This is a genomic window from Nitrosomonas communis, assembly GCF_001007935.1.
Classification (GTDB): Bacteria; Pseudomonadota; Gammaproteobacteria; order Burkholderiales; family Nitrosomonadaceae; genus Nitrosomonas; species Nitrosomonas communis.
This window is the reverse complement of the sequence record NZ_CP011451.1, coordinates 2,703,672-2,724,599: the sequence shown is the minus strand read 5'-3', so window position 1 is coordinate 2,724,599 and position 20,928 is coordinate 2,703,672. Positions and strand designations below refer to the sequence as shown.

Below are 20,928 nucleotides of genomic sequence, written 5' to 3'. Positions count from 1 at the left end.
CTCAGACATGTACCATATCCCATAAGCTATCGGCAATTGGAGGAAATGAGGCGAAAGCGCAGCGTTATGGTTGATCATTCTAGCTTGAGTCGCAGGGTCGCAAGTAACGCAGCAAATACTTACTCGGTGTGAGCTAATTCTAATCATATTCAGCATTAAAGCTAGGTTTTGCATTAGGAAGATTTTCTAATGAAGACCATTAGAATAAGTTATGAAAAATATGGATAATATATTAGGTTAAGGTACCTGACTCATGCGCATTTTTCTTCCAGAGAATCTTTGTGGATTTTGAGCTTCGCTTTATCAATAAAGAGATAACGCTTGGTGTGGCATGGAGCTGATGAAGCGGATGCTGGGCCTAATTAGAAAGTGACTCGTGGCATGATATTGTGTTGAAGAAGCTGTTTGGTTTTAAACGAATAGCCAATTTCAAAGCAATCAAGCGGTCACTCAGGAAGTTTGATTAAGCATGAACACGCGCGTATTTGATAATTTATACCGCTAGTTTTTGGCAATCTTCATGTTAACGAATTAGCATTGGAGCTGGATTCAACGGTAATGATGCGCTATAGGCAGCAGGAAGACGCGGTGCGAGGTTATACTCGCGTAAGCACGAGCGTTATTCTCATTATCTCTTAATCGCTTTTATCGCAGTGATCTACTTGGTAAGTAGCCAATTTATGGCTAAGTTCGGGCAACAACCATGCTATCAATAATGCATTGGCCTTTTCGGATGACAGTTTGGATAAGTCATCTAGTAAACAGGTCTTGTTGCTTCACGGGCAGATAGTAGTTTCAGTAATAGTGCGTTTCTGGATGATTTATTCCATTCCACATTAAAACTGACGCGAAGATGAGCTACCGACAGTACCAATAATACGGCAAGGTGAAGCCGACAAAAAATCTGAATTCTACCAAATCGAACAATAGTGATCTTCCCTTTATGGGCTACCGAATGTTCGCACAAAATCAGCAATGAGATCTCCTACCATTACTTCTGGGTGCCGATTGATTCCAGCTGCTGCTTCACGTCCACCTCCTTCTGGGTAGTGGCGGCAGAATGCCGATGCGCCATATGGGTGCGTTTTTGCGGCACGCACACTAACGGATAACGAACCTTGCCCATCAGAACAAAGAATCAAATGAGCGCGCTCGGGATATGTTTGCGATAAATTGTTTGCCAAAGTACCGACTGTACGGCGTGCCCAGGCTTCATCCGGAAGCTGATAAACCGCGGCTGTATTAGTCACAAATAAAGGTGTCAATGCTGAGATGTGATGCATGTCTGCAGCATAACCTCTTGCCAGAATAGCTACTTCAGGTGAACTGCCATAAGCTTCACGTGGATCGTCAAAATGCTGTAGCGCGCGAAAAAGCGATGCGGGGTGAAAATGAAGATCCTCGATATAAGAACCATAACCATTGTAGTTGAGTAATTCACCCAGCTGACGTAATAATTGAATATCGACTGCATTTAGACCGAGTTCGGAGCAGTATTTTTGTGCTATAGAAACCAAGTTATCGCCGAAAGCGGCGACAATAGCCCAAAGGGAATAGCGTTCATTTAGAAAGCGATCAACCAACAGACTGGTACAGGTATCAGGCGATTCGTTGATCATAGCCTGTAGGTTGCCATGTACCGGAATTTCACCGGCATAATGGTGATCAAAATAATGAACATTTGCCCCTGTTGCAAGCAATCGCTGAAGATCTGTACGGTTACGATCAAGCGAAATATCCAGAACGGTGATACGGTCTCCCGCTGTAGCATTCACTTGTTGCAGTAGTGTAATGTCGCGCTTAACGGCAGTAATTAATTCCGCATCGAGTGGCTCGGCTAGGCGAAGTTGAATTAGCGCGCAGATACCATCCGCATCGCCGTTAAAAACATCGAAATATTTTGTCAAATCAATTGTTCCTTATATTTATCAAATATTATTTGCTATGGAGTAATGGATATCTGCTGCCATGAACTGGAGTGAAGTGCTATATCGATATTAACGGCTTTATTACCGAACAGTGTAGTACCCCTTAATTCACTTTATGTGCAAAACTAAATAAGTATTGATTATTCTAGCTTGATTTAATACTTTAAAGATTTCCCTTTTTATGTATGTGCTAAATAATTTATCTCAGATGGCTAGATTATAAATCCGAAATTGCTGTTCATTTCTTTCACGTTGATAAAATAATACACGTAACCCATACAAGGTATGACAAGTCACTGATGCAATATCTGATCCAATATGGACGATAGGCAGATGTTGCGTGATTGAACATGGCTAAGGCGTTAAGCACTCATTCAGAAACGGTACTGCAACTACAGATACACCCAAGATTAAGATAGCTGCAAATTTGATGAGCTTGGAAAGCAGTATTTCTAGTGGATGAAAACTTGCCTCCGTTGTTGTTTCATTTCTAATCCAAACTGACTTTGTCGGCTTCACCTTGCCGTATTATTGATCCTGTCTGCGGCTCGCTTTTGCGACATTTTTGAACTGAAAATGGAATTACCTCGATATCCAGATCAGCATGATGAGCGCAGTGTATCCGCTACAATAAGGGAAGGGCATGCATCATCACGTATTGCTAGTAAATCACTCAATCCAGCAAAATTACGCTTACTATAATGGCAAACCAGGTGTGGGACTGTATCTGATTGGATGATCGCCATCCATTGATTTGAGCATAAGCAGTTACATCAGACTCTCTTATAGACAATACCAACCGAAGTATTAAGTGAATAGGGTGAGTGCTAGATTATTTCGCCAGAACAACATTTTGAAACAGTCTAATGCATCTGGGTATATATACTTCCGATATCGCCATAAAGCACAAAGATACCCAAAAGAATCCTAATCTGATAGCTATTTCAAGTGCCATAAGTATGAATAAGCGAGCAAACCCAAATTATTTGAGAAAATAATTGATCCGACATTCCGCACCCTTTCCATAACTCGCTGATAATTCCTCATTAATTTTTCCGAAAAAATGGGTATGAAAAAATATAACCTGATCAGTTAAGAATGATTCAAAAAATATTCTCATAGTCCCATGTTAATACAAATAAGCGCTGTGCAAAATACTGAGTAAATAACAAAACTAAACCGTCGATATGCTCTTCATATTCTATACATTCTGACTCATTTTTAATTGATTAAGCCATATCTCAAGAAAATTCAGATAATTGCGAATGAGGTGCGGAATGTCGGTTGATTAATGCTGATGCTTGTGTGGGTGTCCAGGCATTGCATGACGGGCATGATCGCTTAACTGCGCATCAAACCATTGATGAATTGCTTCGATAAATGGCGGAGATTGCGAGGAGTAACTAATCTGTGCGCCATCGGGAAGTTCCTTATATTCAATTAAAATCTGATCTACTTTGGCAGATTGCAATACTGCCAACCCTGGCATATCGTCACCATGAATCTGGGCAGGTTTGGAAAAATCACCCTGGCTGAATTCTGTCGAAATGCCTAAGAGGTGTTTACGGATTAAATGAATTTGCTCGGAATCGGATTTATCTTTAGCGATAACTTGTTGAAGGCCGCCTTCATTTGTTTTAGTAAAAATATGGATTGTTTTATCGAGATCAAATGGCATGACATGAGATCCACGCTCGGCAATCTCATCAAGTCGCTTCTCGTGTGCTGATTTTACGTCATAAACCGGAAAAGTAACAAATAGAACAAATAAAAGAGCTATAAAAAACCGACTCATGGCTGCCTCCTATTTAATCATATCGATCGTATATTAAATTTAATAATGCCATTTTTTGAAGTTAAAAACTTTTAAAAAATATAGTAGTGAACTAAAAAAAATGAAAATACTGATGTCTCATTTAGGTCAAAGTGCCCGAATCTGATGCTGGATAAATTTATAAGCGATTGCAATATTGCTGCCTATCTCATCCGATTTCAACAGACTGTTACTGATTTTTTCATGGGAATAAACTGCCTACATTGCTGCGCTATCTTCATTTTTCCCAGATAGCATATCTGGGCATAAGCAGGAAGATCATTAAATTTAAAGGAATTTTTTGAAGGAGAGATTACAACATGAATTTTGAAAGTGAAATGAAAGTATGGAAGATTTAGGCATTCATTGATGCTGTTGCTTGTCGTTATAATTTGTTTGCACTTCTCAGTTATAGCTTGGGCATCAGAAGACTTAGAAACCGTTTGGAAATTGTGAATTCTGGGTTAATGTAGCGTCTTTTTGCTATTAGTAAGCAACATCATGAATCAACAAAAAAAACGAAAGAAACGTTATTCGAGCAACTTAAGTGATGGAACATGGCGTTATTTGAAACCCCATCTGCCAGTATCAGCCGTAGGAAGGCCACGAGAGTTGAGTATGCGTTAGGTGGGAAATGCAATCTTGTATGTTCTAAAAACAGGTTGTCAATGGCGACAATTGCCTCGTGAATTTCTAGTCTGGAGCTCGGTTTATTACTATTTCTACCGCTGGCCCTATAACGGAACATGGAAACGTCTTCATCATTTATTGCGCTCTCGCTTGCGAGAAAAATGTGGCCGACATAAACAGCCGACGGCAGGCTGCCTGGACAGTCAAAGCGTCAAATGTAGTGCAGTTCCTGGGCAACGTGTTTTCGATGCAGGCAAGAAGATCAATGGTTGTAAACGCCACATTCTGATAGACGCATTAGATTGACTGTTGACGGTGGCAGTAACTGCTGCCAGTGTGCAGGACCGTGACGATGCCCGCCTGCTGTTGCGACATCTGCCCAGAGGGTGTAAAAATTGAGGAAGATTTGGTTGGATAGTAGCTATGGCGGTCGTTTAGTAGACTGGGTCGCACAACGGTTTAAATTCTGTCTGGAAGTGGTGTTGCGCCCCAGGGGAAACCAGGAAATTTGTGCTATTGCCTCATCGCTGGTTAGTCGAGCTACTTTTGGCCGGCTGAATCATTCACACAGGCTTAGTAAAAGCTATGAGCGCCTCACCCGGACGGATGAAGCCTGGGTTTACAATCACCATGACCCGCATTCTGTTGAGGCGCTTGACATAAAACAGGAGTTTCCAAACAGTTTCTAAGTATTTTGGCAAATGTATTTGGCTAGCGCCGTCTTTTTAGCCTTTAAGATGGTTGTACGAGTATCACAGACACTCCATGCAACCATAATTAAAAGAAATCACAAATACTTCTAGGTTTTTTAGGGCTCACACATCATAGGTTCAACGATGTTTATGAAATTGTAATATTGTGTAAATAGATAATTTTAATATAAGAATCATTTATTCTACTATTTTAGAATTATGCAAAGCAGAGGTATTTATCTTTCTTGTCTGCTTTTTTAATATTTTATATTCTTTCGTTTATAAGTCACTTGGTAGAGGTATTTCATATATTATAGACTACACAATATATTGAGAATGATGAACTGGCGGTTTTTTAACTCATAAAGGAGCATTATTATGAAAACTGTAAAGCAACTACTCCAGCAGAAAGGACATACAGTTACTACCATTGATCCAGATTCATCGGTTTATGATGCTATGCAATTAATGGCGGATAATAACACTGGTTCATTATTAGTTATGAGTGACGATAAGCTGGTTGGGATTCTGACAGAAAGAGATTTTTCACGTAAAACCTATTTATTGGATAAACCTGTGAAAGATATGCAGGTCAAAGAAATTATGACGCAACAAGTGATCTATGTAGGTTTAGATAACACGAATGAAGATTGCATGTCATTAGTTACCGAGATGCGAGTACGTCATTTACCCGTCATAGATGCAGACAAGGTGATAGGAATACTCTCTATTGGTGATTTGGTAAAAGATACCATTTCAGAAAACCAATTCGTCATCAAAGAACTTGAGCGTTATATATATGATACAGGGGTACCTAGACAAGGGATGCGACGCACTTAAAGGCTCAAACGTGATTTATTATGACACGTTTGGCTGTAATATTTCTTTTTATTGGTCGCGAACTGCTTGCTGGAAATTGTGGGGGGGGGGGGGCAGAATGCTATGAATTGGTTTATGCTGTTAGGGATATTAATGATAAAAAATTTTTTATAGCTGACCAATTCTTAATTTTTTGAAATAAACTGGAATTATGAGAGTCAGAATAAAGTGATCCATAGACTGTTTCCGCAAAGCCACTTTATTGCGTCCATAAAGTCGGCAATAATCTTCTATTTAAGTATCAGGCTTTTATTGTTACGATGAGTGAGCTAAATGTTTACTAGGATTTCACCCTTGCCCATTTTTCTCACTTCTGGATGATTATTTTTAAAAATTAGCATGAACAGGACTATTTCTGTATAATACTACGCCGCTAAAATTGTACTTTTAATAACCGTAGCGGGTAAGAATTTTAGTAATCTGGCAGCGCGGGCTTGCTATATGTATCTTTTTCTGTTATTCCTGTATGGTTTGATTTATGCTAGTAAAATTAATAAAAAACGGGAGCGTTCAGTATGTCACATGAACCAGTTGTTTCTTACAAACCAAAAAAAGGCGAGCCATATATGAGTGCTGAGCAACTCGCCTATTTCCGCAATATCTTAGAAGATCTTAGAATTGGGCTAGGGCAGGAAATAGATCGGGCGGTTCACACAATGCAAGAAGAAGCGACAGTTTTTGCTGATCCTAATGATAGAGCTAGTCAAGAATCAGATATGACACTTGAGTTACGCAATCGAGATAGGGAACGTAAACTTATCAAAAAGATTGATGAAACGCTCGCAAAAATTGATGCAGGCGAGTATGGCTATTGTGATAACTGTGGTATCGAAATAGGACTGAAACGTCTTGAAGCGCGTCCTACTGCTTCACTTTGTATTGACTGTAAAACGCTGGAAGAAATAAAAGAAAAGCAGGTAGCGAAATAACACACACTATCTAATTATCGTTACTTGTTTAGAATCAAAACGAGGTTCATATTAAAGTCTGGATGAGTAGTGTAGTCTGTTAATAAAAGCTTGCTATCAAAGGTCATCGTCTAGAAGATGATGACCTTCTTACCAACTAAGTTTGTTTATTACGAAGCAATTCAACAAATTTTTCGCTAAACTGGTACTTGGTGAAATTATTTTTATTAGATTCAGTTACTTTACTAACAAAGCCATAATCTTCCAAAGTTTTTAGTTGATCTTGTAAGCCATCGTGCTCCTCTTTGAAATATGCTAGGCAAGGTTTAGGAAGATTCAGATTAAGACGCTGTTTTTTATTGAGAATATAAAATTCTCTTTGAAACTTGTAATCTGGATTATCCATGTCCTGCTTCATCTCTTGTAAAAGCTTAGGATGTTGATGCCACAATCGATCAAAAATATTCTTTATTTTTGTGACCGCCTGGCTAACTACGTGCGCGCGCCATGAATGCGCAATAATAACGCCTACAGCTGTACCGATTAGAAAGCTAAATACCATGTTTATAATATCCATTCATATCTCCAAGATCTAACTAAATAAGCTTTTCAAGTGTGAAGTGATATATTACGTCAAAAGTAAGATCTCGTAGGGTAAAATTCGAATAGACCTTCTGCCTTTTAACAGTGATTTGTGGTCCTCTTTGAAATGGAATTAGGCATGTATAACATGACCTCTAAAGTATACAAAGTTATATAAAGCTCTTAACAGGCAGTTGAAAAGCGTATTTGAGGCAGTCGATAATAGACAAAAAACAGGCTGAGCCTGTTTTTTGTACCGAACACGCAGTGGCAACGCAACATAAATAATTTTTCAATATTCTGCTAGTGGTTACCAGAAAAATATCATTGATTTAAAGGGGTATTAATCGGTGGAGGGGTAAACACTTCATTTGCTTGACTGAATGAGCCGCCAGGCGTTGGACCACCGCTGATGACATATAGACGCCCATCGGCTACGGCGGACCCGAGACCATGACGTGCAGTCGGCATTGGAGCCATAGTATGCCATTGATCTTGCGCTGGATCATATGCTTCATTAGTAGCAAAGGTACCCTCACCAGATTCGCCCCCGAGCACGTAAATCCAGCCATTAATTACACCAGCGGTAATGCCGCTGCGAGCAGTAGGCAGATGTGCGCGAGCACGCCATTGATCAGTTTGTGGATCATATTCCTCCACTGTCCCCATATTGTGGTGATAGTCCAGATCGGACCGGCCACCAATGGCATAGATTCGAGATCGAACTGCTGTTACTGCCAAATGGTCTCGGGGAGTAGGCATCATAGTACCGGATGACCAGCTATTCGTTTCTGGATCAAAAATTTCCACTGCAGCAGAATTATGTTTTCCATCGTATCCGCCAATAGCGTAGATGCGATTTTGATAAACTGTAACACTTAAGGCACCACGGGCTGTTGGCATGGGAGCTAATTCACGCCATTTTGCTGTTGAAGGGTTATATTGATAGACTGTAGGAACTGCATGCCAGATGGACAAGAAAGATTTGGTGAATCCACCAATTACATACAACATGCCATTATGTGAGGCAATACCAGCATGGTGCCGTCCCTCTGGTAGGGGTGTGGTAATTGACCAGGAATCAGAAACGGGGTCATATACTTCCACATCGCTGCTAATAGCAAATTTCAGCACATTCTGAAGCTTGGGCTCATTAAATCCACCCACCACATATATTTTACCTTCGACCGTAGCCGCAACCACTTCTGTTCGTTTAGTAGGAGCGGAAGAAACGGTTGTCCATGTGCCAGCTTTGAATGTATCAGCGAAAATCAGACTCACTTTCATTAAACAAAGAAAAAAAATACCTGCCATGATGTAAAATTTCGAAGTAAACATGCAAAGTTCCTCCAGAGAGTTATCATCATAATGGACTACCGTATCGCCATAGCGTTCATGAACAGTGCAGCTACGAGTGGAGAGTGTAATTGCCGAAAAGCAAAAGACTTTACCTGCCGATAAAAATTCAGATAACTTGGGAGTTTTCATTATTTCAAGAACTCTCGTTATTTCTTGAATATCATCCCTTACTTTGTGCTCCAATCTAGTTTAGAAATATTAATTTTATCGATTACATTAAATGCAGTTGAGTGGTAATAATGAGATGAGTCATGAATTATATTTTTTTGTTTCTAAGTGGAATAATAGCAAAATGCGTAAAATAGTCTTGAAAAAAGCTTCACAACACTCATCTATCTGATAATCAAATAGTTTATCCATATTGATGAAATTTGATAATCTTAAAAACTGGTCAGAATATTGGAAACAACTTCAGTCAGCTTTACTCGAACCGAAGGTTGATGAAGCTGCGCTGGAGTCTTCTTTGCGTGAAGCACGGAAAAAATTGCCGCTTCCGGTATTGTGGCTGCTGGGCAAAGCACAGGCAGGAAAAACTTCGATCATTCGAGCGCTTACTGGTAATGAAGCAGCGGAGATAGGCAATGGATTCCAGCCATGTACGCGCCATTCCCATTTTTATGATTGCCCTGATGAAATGCCGCTAGTGCGGTTTCTTGATACGCGCGGTCTTGGGGAAATTGCCTATGACCCGACAGACGATATTCAGTATTGTGAATCTCAGGCGCATCTGCTGCTTGCTGTGATGAAGGTGGCAGACGTGCACCAAGAACCTGTTTATCAAGTGCTACGGACAGTTCGTCAGCGTCATCCCGAATGGCCCTTGATAATCGTACAAACTGGCCTGCATGAACTTTATCCTGCCGATGGCAAGCATATCTGCCCCTGGCCCTATGGTGATGAACCCCTGCCGAATACGATTCCGACCGAGCTACGGCGTGCCCTACTTGCTCAGCGTGCTGTAGCAGAAAAATTACCTGGTTACCTGCCTGCGCGCTGCGTAGCTGTGGATCTCACTTTACCTGAAGATGGTTATGAGCCTGTTGATTATGGTCTGGAAGCATTATGGCAGGCAATTGAGTCTCTCTTGCCGTTTGGCTTGCAGCACCTGTTGACGAGTGAAAAAGAAGTGCGTGACCTTTATGAACGCACTGCCCATCAGCATATTGTCGGCTATTCGCTAACAGCGGCCGGGCTAGGTGCTCTGCCAGTCGTGGATTTAGTGACAGTATCTACCGTTCAGGCAAAGCTATTGCATGGCCTCGCAGTTCTTTACGGACAAAGCTGGGATAAACGTACCACCACCGAGTTTCTTACGCTGTTGGGAGCAGGTATCGCGTCCAGCTATCTCGCGCGACTGGTGGGCCGTACCGTCACCAAGATTATTCCTGTTCTAGGGCAGACAGTGGGAGCAGTGTGGGGTGCCAGCTCCAGCGGCGCAACCACTTATGCATTAGGTAAGGCTGCAGTTTATTTTTTTACTCGACGTAAGAATGGTCTCAATGTCGATCCTGAGACCCTGCGGCGAATCTATATGGAGGCGCTGAAAAGTGGAGCTTCCCTGCTTAAGGAGCGATTACGCAATAAATGAGAACATTATTGCACAAAATTGATCTACTACGGGTATTTGCATTAATTTTATTAGCAGTGCCCGCACTCGCGGTATTCGCGCTAGGAATGGTATGGTTGTGGCAGACAGGCAATCTGCTTTACTGGGCAACCGCAATGGTGGTATTTAGCGTGTTGAGCTATGGCTTGCTCTATTGGCAAGCGAAACGTGATCGTCAAATGCTTGAGGGAATTGCTACCGAACCTAATCCAGACTGGCCACCCAAGGCGGAGGCCGTGTGGCAGCAGGTTGAAAAACTGGCAGAGACGTGTAACCCTGAAGACTGGCCGATCGAAGATTCATCCTGGATATTAGTATTAGGCAGGCGCACGCTGGATACTGTATCACACTACTATTATCCCCAGGCTGAGAAGCCTTTTCTGGAACTTACTGTGCCGCATACACTGTTAATTATCGAGCAGGCAAGCCGTGATTTACGTAAAGATATAACTGAAAATATACCGTTTAGTGACCGCCTGACAATTGGTGACTTGCTTCGATTACATCGCTGGAAAGCCAAAGCTGAGCAAGCATACAACATTTATCGGGCAGGCAGAATACTGATCAATCCAATGAGTGCACTGTTTGGCGAGATCTGGCGGCATCTGCAAGAGCGCAGTTTCAGTCTCGCTCGCAGTGAGCTACATCGCTGGTTTTTACGTGCTTATGTGCGCAAGGTCGGTTACTATGCGATCGATCTCTACAGTGGCCGTCAGCCAGTCGCATTGGAGGAAAGCTCCAAACAGGCTGCAGAGAGAACACCGGTCTCACACGCTGATTTAAAAAAAATCGAACTAACTGCTACCGTACCCGAAGAACCCCTACGCATCCTTGTGCTGGGACGAACCAACGCCGGTAAATCGAGCCTGATCAATGCACTGTTCGGAAAGCTCACCACTGCAACTGATGTATTGCCCGATACTACCGAGACCATCACCCCGTTTGTACTGCAACGCGAAGGATTAACCCAGGCGCTGATCTTTGATAGCCCAGGCTGTGACAGTACGCTTTTTAATGAGAAACAAGTACTCACTGCTGCGCTGAATGCCGATCTTATTCTATGGGTCAGTCCCGCAAATCGACCTGATCGACAAACTGAGCGGCATTGTTTGGACGCACTGCGCGTATTCCAGAGTACACAATTGAATCGCCGCTTACCTCCCATATTGGTCGCCGTAAGCCATATCGATCTCTTACGGCCGGCAAGCGCATGGCAGCCTCCCTATGATTTGAGCAACCAGCAGGATGTCAAAGCTATCAGCATTCGTGCAGCGGTACAGGCAATTGCGAATGATCTTGCGATACCAATAGAGCAAGTTATCCCGGTATGCCTCAAGGAAGGAAGGGTTTACAACGTCAATGACGCACTCTGGGCCGCCATACTGCACCATCAGAATGCTGCACTCCGAGTGCGACTGCTGCGCTGCCTGGATGCGAAAAAGCGTGCAGAAGACTGGACTATGCTACGCCGTCAACTGCTCAGTACTGGGCGGTTTCTCTGGAATTTGCCTGACAAAATAAGTAAGCGTTCGGAGGAAGGGTAAGGTTTTTTGCAATTTACCGCGACCGCGTTGATGTCAAATCAAGCATTCTGATTACAGGCAATACAAACAATATACGGCAAGGAGAGCTGATAAATTTATTGATAGCACCTTCCCCATCCTTTCTTCCTCGCTCTAAGTATCGTTGCGACTGGCAGCATGCATCTTAGCATGGCGTAATAAAATATAAATTGCCAAGAATACCAGATATATTATCTACTACATGTCGCGTTTGTGGATTGGAATCTGTGGCTGATATATGAACGAACAGGTGTTCTTAGAGTCAATTGGGTGAGTAACCAATTAGGAGAGCACTATGCCGTTGCAGATCATTCCGCTAAGAAGACCTTTTTATGTGCAATGGCTTGGGCTTGGCTTGATCTTGATTACTTTAGGTACGGTAATTACATTTAATCTGTATTTTGAGCATGAGCGCACTGCTGTCCGTGAGCATGACAGATTGTCGACTCAGGCGCGTGTAATTGCTGAGAACACGGAGTACCAGTTGACGAGTGCGAATCTTGCGCTGGAAAACGTTCGCAGCAATCTGGCTTACTGGAAAGACGATGCAGGGCAGCAAGCGGCAATACGCCACCTCAAGGCAGCCAGCATCATACCGGGCATACGCACCATGAACATCGTGGATAAAGAAGGCACCATCACTGCTTCGACGCGTGCTGAATTGATCGGAATGAATATTGGTTTCCGCGATTATTTCCAGGAAGTCAAACAGCATCCCAATGCGGATATGCTTTATGTCTCACCACCATTTGAAACCATAGATGGGATATTCGTCATTAACGTCATCCGCATGATTGCGGGGGAGCAGGGCGAATTTGCCGGCATTGTCTCTGCAACGCTTGATCCGGAATATTTCAAAACCCTTATGATGTCGGTGCAATATGCGTCAAGCATGTGGGTGGCGCTTATCCATAGTGATGGCCTGGTGTTCCTCACAATACCTGACGAAAGAGAAAATATGGAGGGAGTGAATCTGAGGCCTCCTGATTCGTTCTTTACGCGACATCAGAATAGCGGCAAGAAGGAGCAAGTCTTCACGAATATCATGTATGCCACTAAGGAGCATGGTATGCTCGCGCTGCGCACTATTTATCCGGCCGATCTCAAGATGGACAAACCCCTGGTCGTTGCTGTCAATCGTGATTCCGATTCCATCTTCCAGTCATGGCGACAGCACATTTTAGCTCAAGGAATATTTTTCGGCGTCATTGTACTGGCTTCCACCATTGGCCTATTTCTCCACCAACACCGCCAGCGTAAGCTCGAGAAAGAGGCAGCACAAGCTCGTATCCTGGTTGACCGGTTCAGTTTTGCACTGGATCGTATCCCCACGTATATTTTTATGAAGGATCAACAGCGGCGTTATATCTACGCCAACCGGTCGATGCTGGAGCTATTCAAGTGTTCGGCAGAGGATCTGGCGGGCAGCTCCGATTCACGTTTTTTTCCACCCGAAACAGTGGCGAGATTGCATGAAACAGACATACGTGTGCTGCGACATGGCGAAGATACTGCAGAGAAAGTCACCTGCAAGGGTAAGGACGGCCACCTTCGTATCTACTGGGAGATCAAGACGCCGATTTATGAAAACGACAAGAAAACCAGCATCTGCGGGCTATGCGGTATTTCTACAGATATTACAGAGCTGGAGCTATTGAAAGAAAAGCTTGAGCAGCAGGCACGCCAGGACTATCTGACCGGATTGTTCAACCGGCGCTTTTTCATGGAACAGGGTAACGCCGAGCTTATGCGCGCACAGCGGTATCATCACACTCTTTCCTCGCTCATGCTCGACATCGACAACTTTAAGAAAATCAACGACAGACATGGGCATCAGGCAGGTGACACTGTGCTCAAACGGCTGTCTGATGTCATGCGTAAAATGCTGCGTACAGTTGATATCATCGGACGTATAGGCGGGGAAGAGTTTGCCGTATTGCTGCCTGAGACCGATCTGCAAAAAGCGACAGAAGTTGCGGAGCGCTTGCGCGAGGAAGTGGCCTGCACCGCGGTGACGCTGGAGACAGGCATGGCGCTTTATTTCAAGGTATCGATAGGTGTGGCTAGTCTCAAGGATAAAGACACCGACTTGAACACGCTGCTCAATCAGGCCGACAAAGCGCTGTATCAGGCGAAAGAGAATGGACGTAATAGGGTGTGCCTTGCATAAGCGTTTTTTTAACAAATTAAAGCTCACTTTGCGCGCGTCTCATTGCCGTAATATTGATACTGTCTGAGGCTCAATTTCGCGTCACGTTTAATTGAGAAACAGAATGACAATGACTTTGCATACTGCATTCAATCCAACTGAAAGTTATAGTATAAATCGATTGCATTATCTTCACCCGCACGGCTCACGATAGTGATATTCCGTGTCAAGTTGTAAGTGAGTTTGGTGATGCCTGCGGCTGCACTCGTAAGCCCTCGCTCATAGCTCAGATAGAGACGCGAAGAAAGGCGTTTGCCGATGACGCCAATTTGGCCGCTTAATGCCCCATCACTTTTACTGTCGGTGGTTTGCTGCTGTTTGATTGTAAATTCATCCATACCTAATGTCTTCGCAATGCCACCCCCTTGCCCTCCCAGAATTGAGCCTGCGGCAGAAAGTAATAGCGACGTGTCCGTACCACCCGCATCAGGCGGTCGTCCCAACACGATCCAGGATAATTTTTCGGCATCGGGAACGTTGGGTGTGGATACCAATTTAACGATCGGTTTACGTACGGTACCGGTCACCTGGACGCCGGCCTCCACGGGTAAATTCGGTCGGATGGCGAGTACGTTAAGAGCGGGATCGTCAAGCGGGCCATTAAAGCTGACGATACCACGCTGAACACTCAAGTACTGACCATAGGCATCGAAGACTGTATCGACTGCAGTAATTGTTCCAATTGCATGGAGCGCTTTCCCAGGTTTACTACTTAAACGCAATTGCCCGGCTAGCCGGCCTTTCAGTCCGGAAGCCTGCAAATAGAAATGTTCGCCTAGATCCAATGCGGCATCCACGTTTACCAATAATTTCTGCGAACCGTCTGGAGGAGGGGATTGCGCCTTAATAATCACCACATCATCAGGCAAATGGGGTTGTCCCGCTTTGGGCTGCTTGATAAAACCGGCATCTGTCGTCAATTTGCCATTAATCGTAAGTTGTTGCTTGTCTAAGCTTACTTGACTGTTGCCAGAAGCAATGATCCATCGATCAGATTGCTGCGCCACAGGTAAGTGATCTATTTCGATATTCAAATGACTGCGTTGGTCTTGATAATCGATGGCGCCCGTTACTGTGAGACGACCTTCCTCTTTGGGTAATTTGATTTTGTATAAAATAGCATCCTTGGGTGGATTTTGATGCGGCGAAACGAAAGCAAGGGTGTTGATTCGCAAAGCAGTCTGATCAAAATGAGCTTTAAGGCTTCCTTGCTGCAAATCAATGCCTTCATCCAGCAGAGCGATCGCCAGCTCTTTTCCCTCTATAATCCCGTCCAGGCGGGGTTGATTAAACGTACCGGCTACCTTAGCTTGAAGAGAGAGTTGGCCATCGCTTTTCAGGCTGCTATTTACTGTCGGCCCAATCCAGGATAAATCCGCAATGTTGACATTCATTTTTCCACTCAACGGCTGATCCTTGGCTACTTGCCAGGCACCCTCATTGGAAGCCAAAGGGAGTGTTACACTGGCTACCGTTTCTCCCACTTTTTCACCACGAATGACTAGATCTGCCATTAAATTACCTGCTTGCGTCCGCGCATTGAACTGCAATTGATGCAAACCCAATTGCAGGGGAGAATCTTCGAGCAACAATGCCCAGTCTCCTTTCTCGCGAGCAATACGGATATGACCATTTAGCTGTTTGCTCGCAGTGATGTCCCATTCCCCTCCCATTTGCAGTACTTCGATATCTTGAAGCTGTGCATTTTCTGATTTTAAGTGGATACCCTTTAGTGTTCCGCGACTCGACCATTGCTGGGGCGTCCAGCGTGCCTCCAGTATGCTGATTTCACCATCAGCAACAGAAATCCTAGTCGGTTCCAAAGCAATTCGTTTCTGGCTGATAGTCACGGCAGGCTGGTTTAACAAGTGAAAAGGCAGAAAGCCGGTAGCGGCTAGTTTTTCTAGTTCACCGCTCCATTGAACATCCTGATTATTTCCTGCAGGAAGGAGAAGTTTACCTGTGGTATGGAAGGTGAAATGGGAATCGCGCGGCAAATCCGTGTCTATGCTTAATTTATGCCGGGCTTGATTGCCGGTTAATGTTATCGTAAAGTTTTTCAGATAATCTTCAGTATCCAAGCGATAATGAGCCATTTTGACAGCAAGATCTACTGCTGATTTTTGCAGATTTCCCGTGACGTTGACTCCTGATAATTGGTTATCACTGATCTTTAAGTGCTTGGCGCTGCTTTCGATAAGCAGCTTCGGGGAGTCTAAAGTATCGGCTAATGTTATCTTGGTGTTGAGGTCACCTGCTACCTCTAATCCGAGTTGTGCCAGGGCGGGGGCAGCGAGATTCAACAATAACCGATCACCCTTGCTACCAAAAGCGCCTTGAGCACTGAATTGATTAGTGCCAATCTGTAAACTGACCGCACTTTTGATTCGCTTGGCATCCTCAAGTGCAACCTGGCCTTTACCCACGACAGGTTGTTGGTTAAATTGGCTTTTGGTTATGTTGAAATCAACAACGCCACTGACTTGTGGTTCAAGTTTTCCCGACAATTTAAGCGTTGCGTTCAAATTTGAGCGAGGCGCTTGCAAGAAAGAAGCAAGATCAAATTGGCTGACTTTACTTTCAAAGTGAAAAGATTGTGATTCCTTTAAATCTAGCTGTCCTTGCCCGGTGAGCATGGAGTTGTGATGGCGCAGCGTGATTTGTTCTACATTAACAGCGGTTTCTGTGCGCACCAAATTCGTTTCAAGTGATAAGGCCTTGCTTTTGTCATGAAGAGAAATTATGCCTTGCTGTGTCGCGGTATCGCCTGTGAGCTTGAGATAGCCATTAATTTTAGCAGCTTGCAAACGTGTATCCAGTGCTGCCGGATTAAGCTGATTTACCTTGAGATCAGCAGCTCCCATCGCTTGCGCTATTTGCCAGTTGAAATGGCCACTAATGTTTGCGCTACCTGCTAATTTCAGAAGAACATCGTCAAGCTGGATTTCATCTAATGAAATTAAGGGCTGTGTTCTTATTTCAATTATGGGCAATCCATTCTGATCAAGCGGGAGTGGAAGGCTATTTTTAATGACGATATTTCCCTGCAGCTTACCGGCAGAATCCTCCAGTAAATCGGTATAGATGGAAAGATTGGCTTTGGGCATATCAGCCAAGAAAGTTGAGGGATTCAACTTGTCAATTGATAGATGAAGCGCGGCAAACGGCATGGCTGCAAAGGGATGCAATACAAAATTTCCCTTACCTTCAGTGTCTTTGCTCATTCCGGTTAGGGTTCCCTTGATCTCTTCCAGACTGCCGGTCAGATGGATAGAAATGTCGGCTTCCGTAGGGGCCGTTTCGGTCAATGGCAGCGAGCCGAGCAGGATAGCTTGTGCCTCGAGATCAAAAGGCTTGTCAGGAGCAATCTGTAGTGATCCACTCAATTTTCCAAACTCTGACTCAAGTGAGACTTGCCGCAAGCTATGATGCTCGTCATCACTTTCAATGCTGGCAGTTATGTCTGTGATCGTAAAATCAGGTGTTTCCTTGCCGATTGTCAGCATTTGCAAGCTACCTATTTCGAGCTCTTGCAGAATGATCGAGAGGGGTAATTGCAAATTATCCGGTAAAACGAATGGCTCCTTATCGGATTCTGGAGAGGGCGAAGATTGTATCTCGATTGCTTTTGCTGCCAGGATATCGATTGCTAATTGACGGGAGAATAACAAGCGAGGCTGCCACTGTAGCTCAATTTCGTTGATGGTGGCGTGCAACCCTTCACTGGTATAGTTAATTTTCTTTATGCTTAAAGCGCGTAAGGTACCCTTAACCTCCTCAAAAATGATACCCTCCCCACTGATGCGAGACACTGAAGATAACAAGAAGCGCAGGCCAGAAGTGGTCGTGACTAGCCAAATACTAATTGCACTTATGACCACAGTCAGCAACAGAAAGAAAAGGAGAAACCATGGCTTTTTCCTCTTTTCTTTTTGTTTGGGATGGACTTCGGTATTTTCCATTTTCTAACCTAAAAACTGCTATTGGACAGGAGGGAGTGCGTGGTGATCCAAGTGCAAGGCAGGGCACTAGGAACCCATAGGATACCTCCGACAATGAAAAGTAACGCCATATTTGCGCTTGCAGCAAGATATGATGCAACTCGTAGCGAACCTAACATTTTGGTAAGCAAAAAATTTTCGAAGATACGGCGATATGTCATTGACTTAATTATGTAACAAAGTAATTAACGACGGTTTTCAGGTTTAATGCACTAGAAAGCTGCCGCAATCGATAAATGGACATGCAGCGCACCAGTATCATGTCGCCGCGCTAAATCGAGCGCCAGTGGACCAGCAGGGCTACGCCAGCGGATACCACTACCATAAGCAACTGATGGATCGAAAGACTTCCAGGAATCTGTAGCATCACCCACATCGGTAAATATGGCGCCTCCCCAGTTCTCAGTAAACCAGTGCACATATTCGAGTGTCCCTGTGCCGAGTGTGCGTCCACCTACAATAGCATCGCCTTCAGTTACACCCAGGCTTAAAAAATTATGCCCGCGAACAGAATTGATACCGCCTGCACGGAATAAGTATTCCTGAGGAATACCTAAACGTGATGAGGCTATGGTATAACCCAATTCAGCACGCAGGTACAGCACATCGCGCTCTCCAATTGGCCACCAGTGTTGATGCCGTGCGTACATTCGCACAAAATCCCGTTTCGAAAGTACATACTGAGTGCCACCGCCAAAGCGAATTTCTGATATATGGCCACGTCTGGCAAACAGGGGATTGTCGACATTACGGTAACGCCACCAACTATCCAGCACGAGTGCTTCACTGACGGTATCTGGCGCGCCAGCCGGACTTCTTTCTTCCCTTTGCCAGGTAAGGCCATATTGTGACTGCATTGTTTCCGTAGTCCGTTCTCGGTTAAAACTGACTCTTTGACTGAATGTTTTCAAATCTTCGATATCGGTTCGTTCTACTTTTGCGCTCAGGCTAAACAGGTAACGGTTTCTATCCGGGATTGTCTCAAGTCTTGCAAATAAGGTCTGCCGTTTTTGCTCATAACGAAGCAAACTGATAAAGTTTAATGGCTGGTTATGAAAATTAATTAAATTAGCATGCCGATAGTTGAGCTCTCCGCGAGCCCCCGTGTTAGTGCTATAGCCAACGCCCACCCCGATCCGCTGAGCGCGCGCCTCGGTCAGGATGACGTTAATGGGAGTAGCTTGGTGAGAAGCTATATCTGGATCGATACTGACAGAGACCGAGCTAAAGTGAGGTAAATTCTGTAAAGCAGCCTGGAATGCAAGAATTTGGTCCCGACGATAGACTTCACCCTTTTGAAAGGGAACGTAGCTGGTAACCAGGCCTTGATCATATCGCTGCAATCCAGAAATCTGTAGATCTCCAAAGTAAAAGACAGGTCCTGAGTCGATAACGACCTTTAATTTTGCTGTTGCAGCAGCAGGATCAATTTCAGCTTCGCTGGTGACGATCTGTGCGGCTGCATATTCGCTTTCAGCCAAATTGGATAACAAAGAGGCTTTGGCCTCTTCCCAGACAGCGCTACGAAAGAATTTGCGTGGTATGAGTGGCCAATTGGCGCGCAACTGCTCCATTCGTTCCTGGTGTTCCGCTGTGTCAGTGGCGAGATCTCCCTGAAATTCGATCGTTACTTCAGCCACCCGTGTCCGCTTTCCTGGAGCGACCTTCAATACCGGTTTCTCTCCAGCCAAATGGTCTTCGAGTGTAATTGTCGGTGTGAAATAGCCTTCAGTGGCCAGGAGCTCTCTGATTTCCTCCTTAGTTTTACGAACAAAAACCGCCCGGGCAGTATCATTTACAAAGGGTTCTTCAGGAAAAGAAATGTATTCCTTTATGAGTTTCTTGACAGATTTAGGTGCTGAGAGTTTGATCACAGCATCCGATTTCGTTTCTGTTTCTGTTTCTTTATCTGAGTTTTGGTTGGATTGGGCTGCAGCAACGACCGTAATAGCAGTGGGATTAAATGCGCATAAAACAATAAGTAGCGTAATGAATAGCCCCCGTACCCCATAAAAGTGAATCAGAAGACTAATGAAAGATTGAGTTGAATAATTGAGCACCATTAATGAGCTGAGCCAATTTTATATCAATCTTATATCAATCGAACCTAGTCTCCAGTACTTCATATTCATTTTTATAATTTAATTTTTAGTGTTTTAAATTGTTTCAACTTCAGACTCGTTCAATATATTCACCTGTATCAGTATTGATTTTAACTTTTTCATTTTGTAATACAAATGACGGTACCATGACCACCAATCCGGTTTCTAAGGTGGCAGGTTTATAGGAGCTGGTGGCAGTGGCACCTTTGAGCACCGGTTCGGTATCCACGACAGTCAGTATGACACTCGGAGGAAGTTGTACCCCAATCGGTCGATCATGATGGAAATTAACCAGCACATCTATGTTGGGCAGCAAATAGCCGCTTTGTCCCTCAAGGAAATCCTGCGATAAACTCAATTGTTCGTAGGTTTTCTTATCCATAAAAACATAATCATTCCCTTCCTGGTAGAGGAAAGTCATTTCGCGTGGTTCGACCACCGTACGCTCGATTTTTTCTTCAGTGCGGATACGCTGATTGGTTTTAGTGCCAGATTCAATATCCTTCATCTCCACCTGCATGAATGCGCCACCACGACCACCCACATGAACATGGTAACATTTCAGTACACGCCAGATCCGTTTGTCCCATTCAATCAAATTGCCAACACGAATCTCAGTTGCGAGAACTTTTGCCATTGCCTATTTATCTTAAAAAT

Annotated in this window: 15 protein-coding genes; 8 read left to right on the top strand and 7 right to left on the bottom strand. The window is 44.0% G+C overall.

All coding sequences use genetic code 11. The features are described from left to right. Positions 1–941: 941 nt before the first annotated feature. Positions 942–1,907 (bottom strand): hypothetical protein, encoded by a 966-nt coding sequence (locus tag AAW31_RS12420; RefSeq protein WP_046850469.1) that lies wholly within the window; start codon positions 1,905–1,907, stop codon positions 942–944. Positions 1,908–3,216: 1,309 nt separating this feature from the next. Then, entirely contained in the window at positions 3,217–3,723 is a 507-nt protein-coding gene (locus AAW31_RS12415) for a hypothetical protein (protein ID WP_046850468.1), read from the bottom strand. 519 nt (positions 3,724–4,242) lie between these two features. On the opposite strand from AAW31_RS12415, the gene AAW31_RS23200 reads away from it, so the two are divergent. The 5 genes from AAW31_RS23200 (at position 4,243) to dksA (ending at position 6,871) form a co-directional block, all read left to right on the top strand. Continuing rightward, a complete protein-coding gene (locus AAW31_RS23200; protein ID WP_258920398.1) occupies positions 4,243–4,368 on the top strand; it encodes a hypothetical protein in 126 nt (41 codons plus the stop codon). Next, positions 4,369–4,677: a transposase gene (locus tag AAW31_RS22225; RefSeq protein ID WP_200899626.1), complete on the top strand. Its 309-nt coding sequence runs from the start codon at positions 4,369–4,371 to the stop codon at positions 4,675–4,677. Between the two features lie 104 nt (positions 4,678–4,781). Then, a complete protein-coding gene (locus tag AAW31_RS22220; RefSeq protein ID WP_046850467.1) occupies positions 4,782–5,060 on the top strand; it encodes a hypothetical protein in 279 nt (92 codons plus the stop codon). A 381-nt stretch (positions 5,061–5,441) separates the two neighbouring features. Further along, complete coding sequence (locus AAW31_RS12400; protein ID WP_046850466.1) at positions 5,442–5,903, top strand: CBS domain-containing protein; 462 nt, start codon at positions 5,442–5,444, stop codon at positions 5,901–5,903. A gap of 554 nt (positions 5,904–6,457) precedes the next feature. Further along, on the top strand, positions 6,458–6,871 hold the full coding sequence (gene dksA / locus AAW31_RS12395) for an RNA polymerase-binding protein DksA (RefSeq protein ID WP_046850465.1): 414 nt from the start codon (positions 6,458–6,460) through the stop codon (positions 6,869–6,871). A 136-nt stretch (positions 6,872–7,007) separates the two neighbouring features. Here the strand turns inward: dksA and AAW31_RS12390 are convergent, their stop codons facing one another. Further along, positions 7,008–7,427, bottom strand: a complete 420-nt coding sequence (locus AAW31_RS12390; RefSeq protein WP_046850464.1) for a hypothetical protein — start codon at positions 7,425–7,427, stop codon at positions 7,008–7,010. Between the two features lie 329 nt (positions 7,428–7,756). After that, a complete protein-coding gene (locus AAW31_RS12385; protein ID WP_046851753.1) occupies positions 7,757–8,770 on the bottom strand; it encodes a Kelch repeat-containing protein in 1,014 nt (337 codons plus the stop codon). A 385-nt stretch (positions 8,771–9,155) separates the two neighbouring features. On the opposite strand from AAW31_RS12385, the gene AAW31_RS12380 reads away from it, so the two are divergent. From AAW31_RS12380 to AAW31_RS19075, 3 genes are all read left to right on the top strand, one after another. Beyond that, positions 9,156–10,379, top strand: a complete 1,224-nt coding sequence (locus AAW31_RS12380) for a YcjF family protein (RefSeq protein ID WP_046850463.1) — start codon at positions 9,156–9,158, stop codon at positions 10,377–10,379. Further along, positions 10,376–11,941, top strand: a complete 1,566-nt coding sequence (locus AAW31_RS12375; RefSeq protein ID WP_046850462.1) for a GTPase family protein — start codon at positions 10,376–10,378, stop codon at positions 11,939–11,941. Before AAW31_RS12380 ends, AAW31_RS12375 begins: the two co-directional genes overlap by 4 nt. Positions 11,942–12,254: 313 nt before the next feature. Further along, the gene (locus AAW31_RS19075; protein WP_052752235.1) at positions 12,255–14,129 is read left to right on the top strand and encodes a diguanylate cyclase; all 1,875 of its coding nucleotides are present in this window, start codon (positions 12,255–12,257) and stop codon (positions 14,127–14,129) included. Positions 14,130–14,257: 128 nt separating this feature from the next. Here the strand turns inward: AAW31_RS19075 and AAW31_RS12365 are convergent, their stop codons facing one another. From AAW31_RS12365 to efp, 3 genes are all read right to left on the bottom strand, one after another. Continuing rightward, positions 14,258–18,130: a translocation/assembly module TamB domain-containing protein gene (locus AAW31_RS12365; protein WP_046850461.1), complete on the bottom strand. Its 3,873-nt coding sequence runs from the start codon at positions 18,128–18,130 to the stop codon at positions 14,258–14,260. A gap of 251 nt (positions 18,131–18,381) precedes the next feature. Then, a complete protein-coding gene (locus AAW31_RS12360; protein ID WP_235264371.1) occupies positions 18,382–20,232 on the bottom strand; it encodes an autotransporter assembly complex protein TamA in 1,851 nt (616 codons plus the stop codon). Between the two features lie 109 nt (positions 20,233–20,341). Then, positions 20,342–20,908, bottom strand: coding sequence for an elongation factor P (gene efp, locus AAW31_RS12355; RefSeq protein ID WP_046850460.1), 567 nt, complete (start codon positions 20,906–20,908; stop codon positions 20,342–20,344). Positions 20,909–20,928: the final 20 nt, after the last annotated feature.

Bases quoted from the DNA above. Each gene is read 5' to 3' on its own strand.
- AAW31_RS12415 (WP_046850468.1), bottom strand. From the start codon at position 3,723: ATGAGTCGGTTTTTTATAGCTCTTTTATTTGTTCTATTTGTTACTTTT.
- AAW31_RS23200 (WP_258920398.1), top strand. From the start codon at position 4,243: ATGAATCAACAAAAAAAACGAAAGAAACGTTATTCGAGCAACTTAAGT.
- AAW31_RS12400 (WP_046850466.1), top strand. From the start codon at position 5,442: ATGAAAACTGTAAAGCAACTACTCCAGCAGAAAGGACATACAGTTACT.
- dksA (WP_046850465.1), top strand. From the start codon at position 6,458: ATGTCACATGAACCAGTTGTTTCTTACAAACCAAAAAAAGGCGAGCCA.
- AAW31_RS12390 (WP_046850464.1), bottom strand. From the start codon at position 7,427: ATGGATATTATAAACATGGTATTTAGCTTTCTAATCGGTACAGCTGTA.
- AAW31_RS12385 (WP_046851753.1), bottom strand. From the start codon at position 8,770: ATGTTTACTTCGAAATTTTACATCATGGCAGGTATTTTTTTTCTTTGT.
- AAW31_RS12380 (WP_046850463.1), top strand. From the start codon at position 9,156: ATGAAATTTGATAATCTTAAAAACTGGTCAGAATATTGGAAACAACTT.
- AAW31_RS12375 (WP_046850462.1), top strand. From the start codon at position 10,376: ATGAGAACATTATTGCACAAAATTGATCTACTACGGGTATTTGCATTA.
- AAW31_RS19075 (WP_052752235.1), top strand. From the start codon at position 12,255: ATGCCGTTGCAGATCATTCCGCTAAGAAGACCTTTTTATGTGCAATGG.
- AAW31_RS12365 (WP_046850461.1), bottom strand. From the start codon at position 18,130: ATGGAAAATACCGAAGTCCATCCCAAACAAAAAGAAAAGAGGAAAAAG.
- AAW31_RS12360 (WP_235264371.1), bottom strand. From the start codon at position 20,232: ATGGTGCTCAATTATTCAACTCAATCTTTCATTAGTCTTCTGATTCAC.
- efp (WP_046850460.1), bottom strand. From the start codon at position 20,908: ATGGCAAAAGTTCTCGCAACTGAGATTCGTGTTGGCAATTTGATTGAA.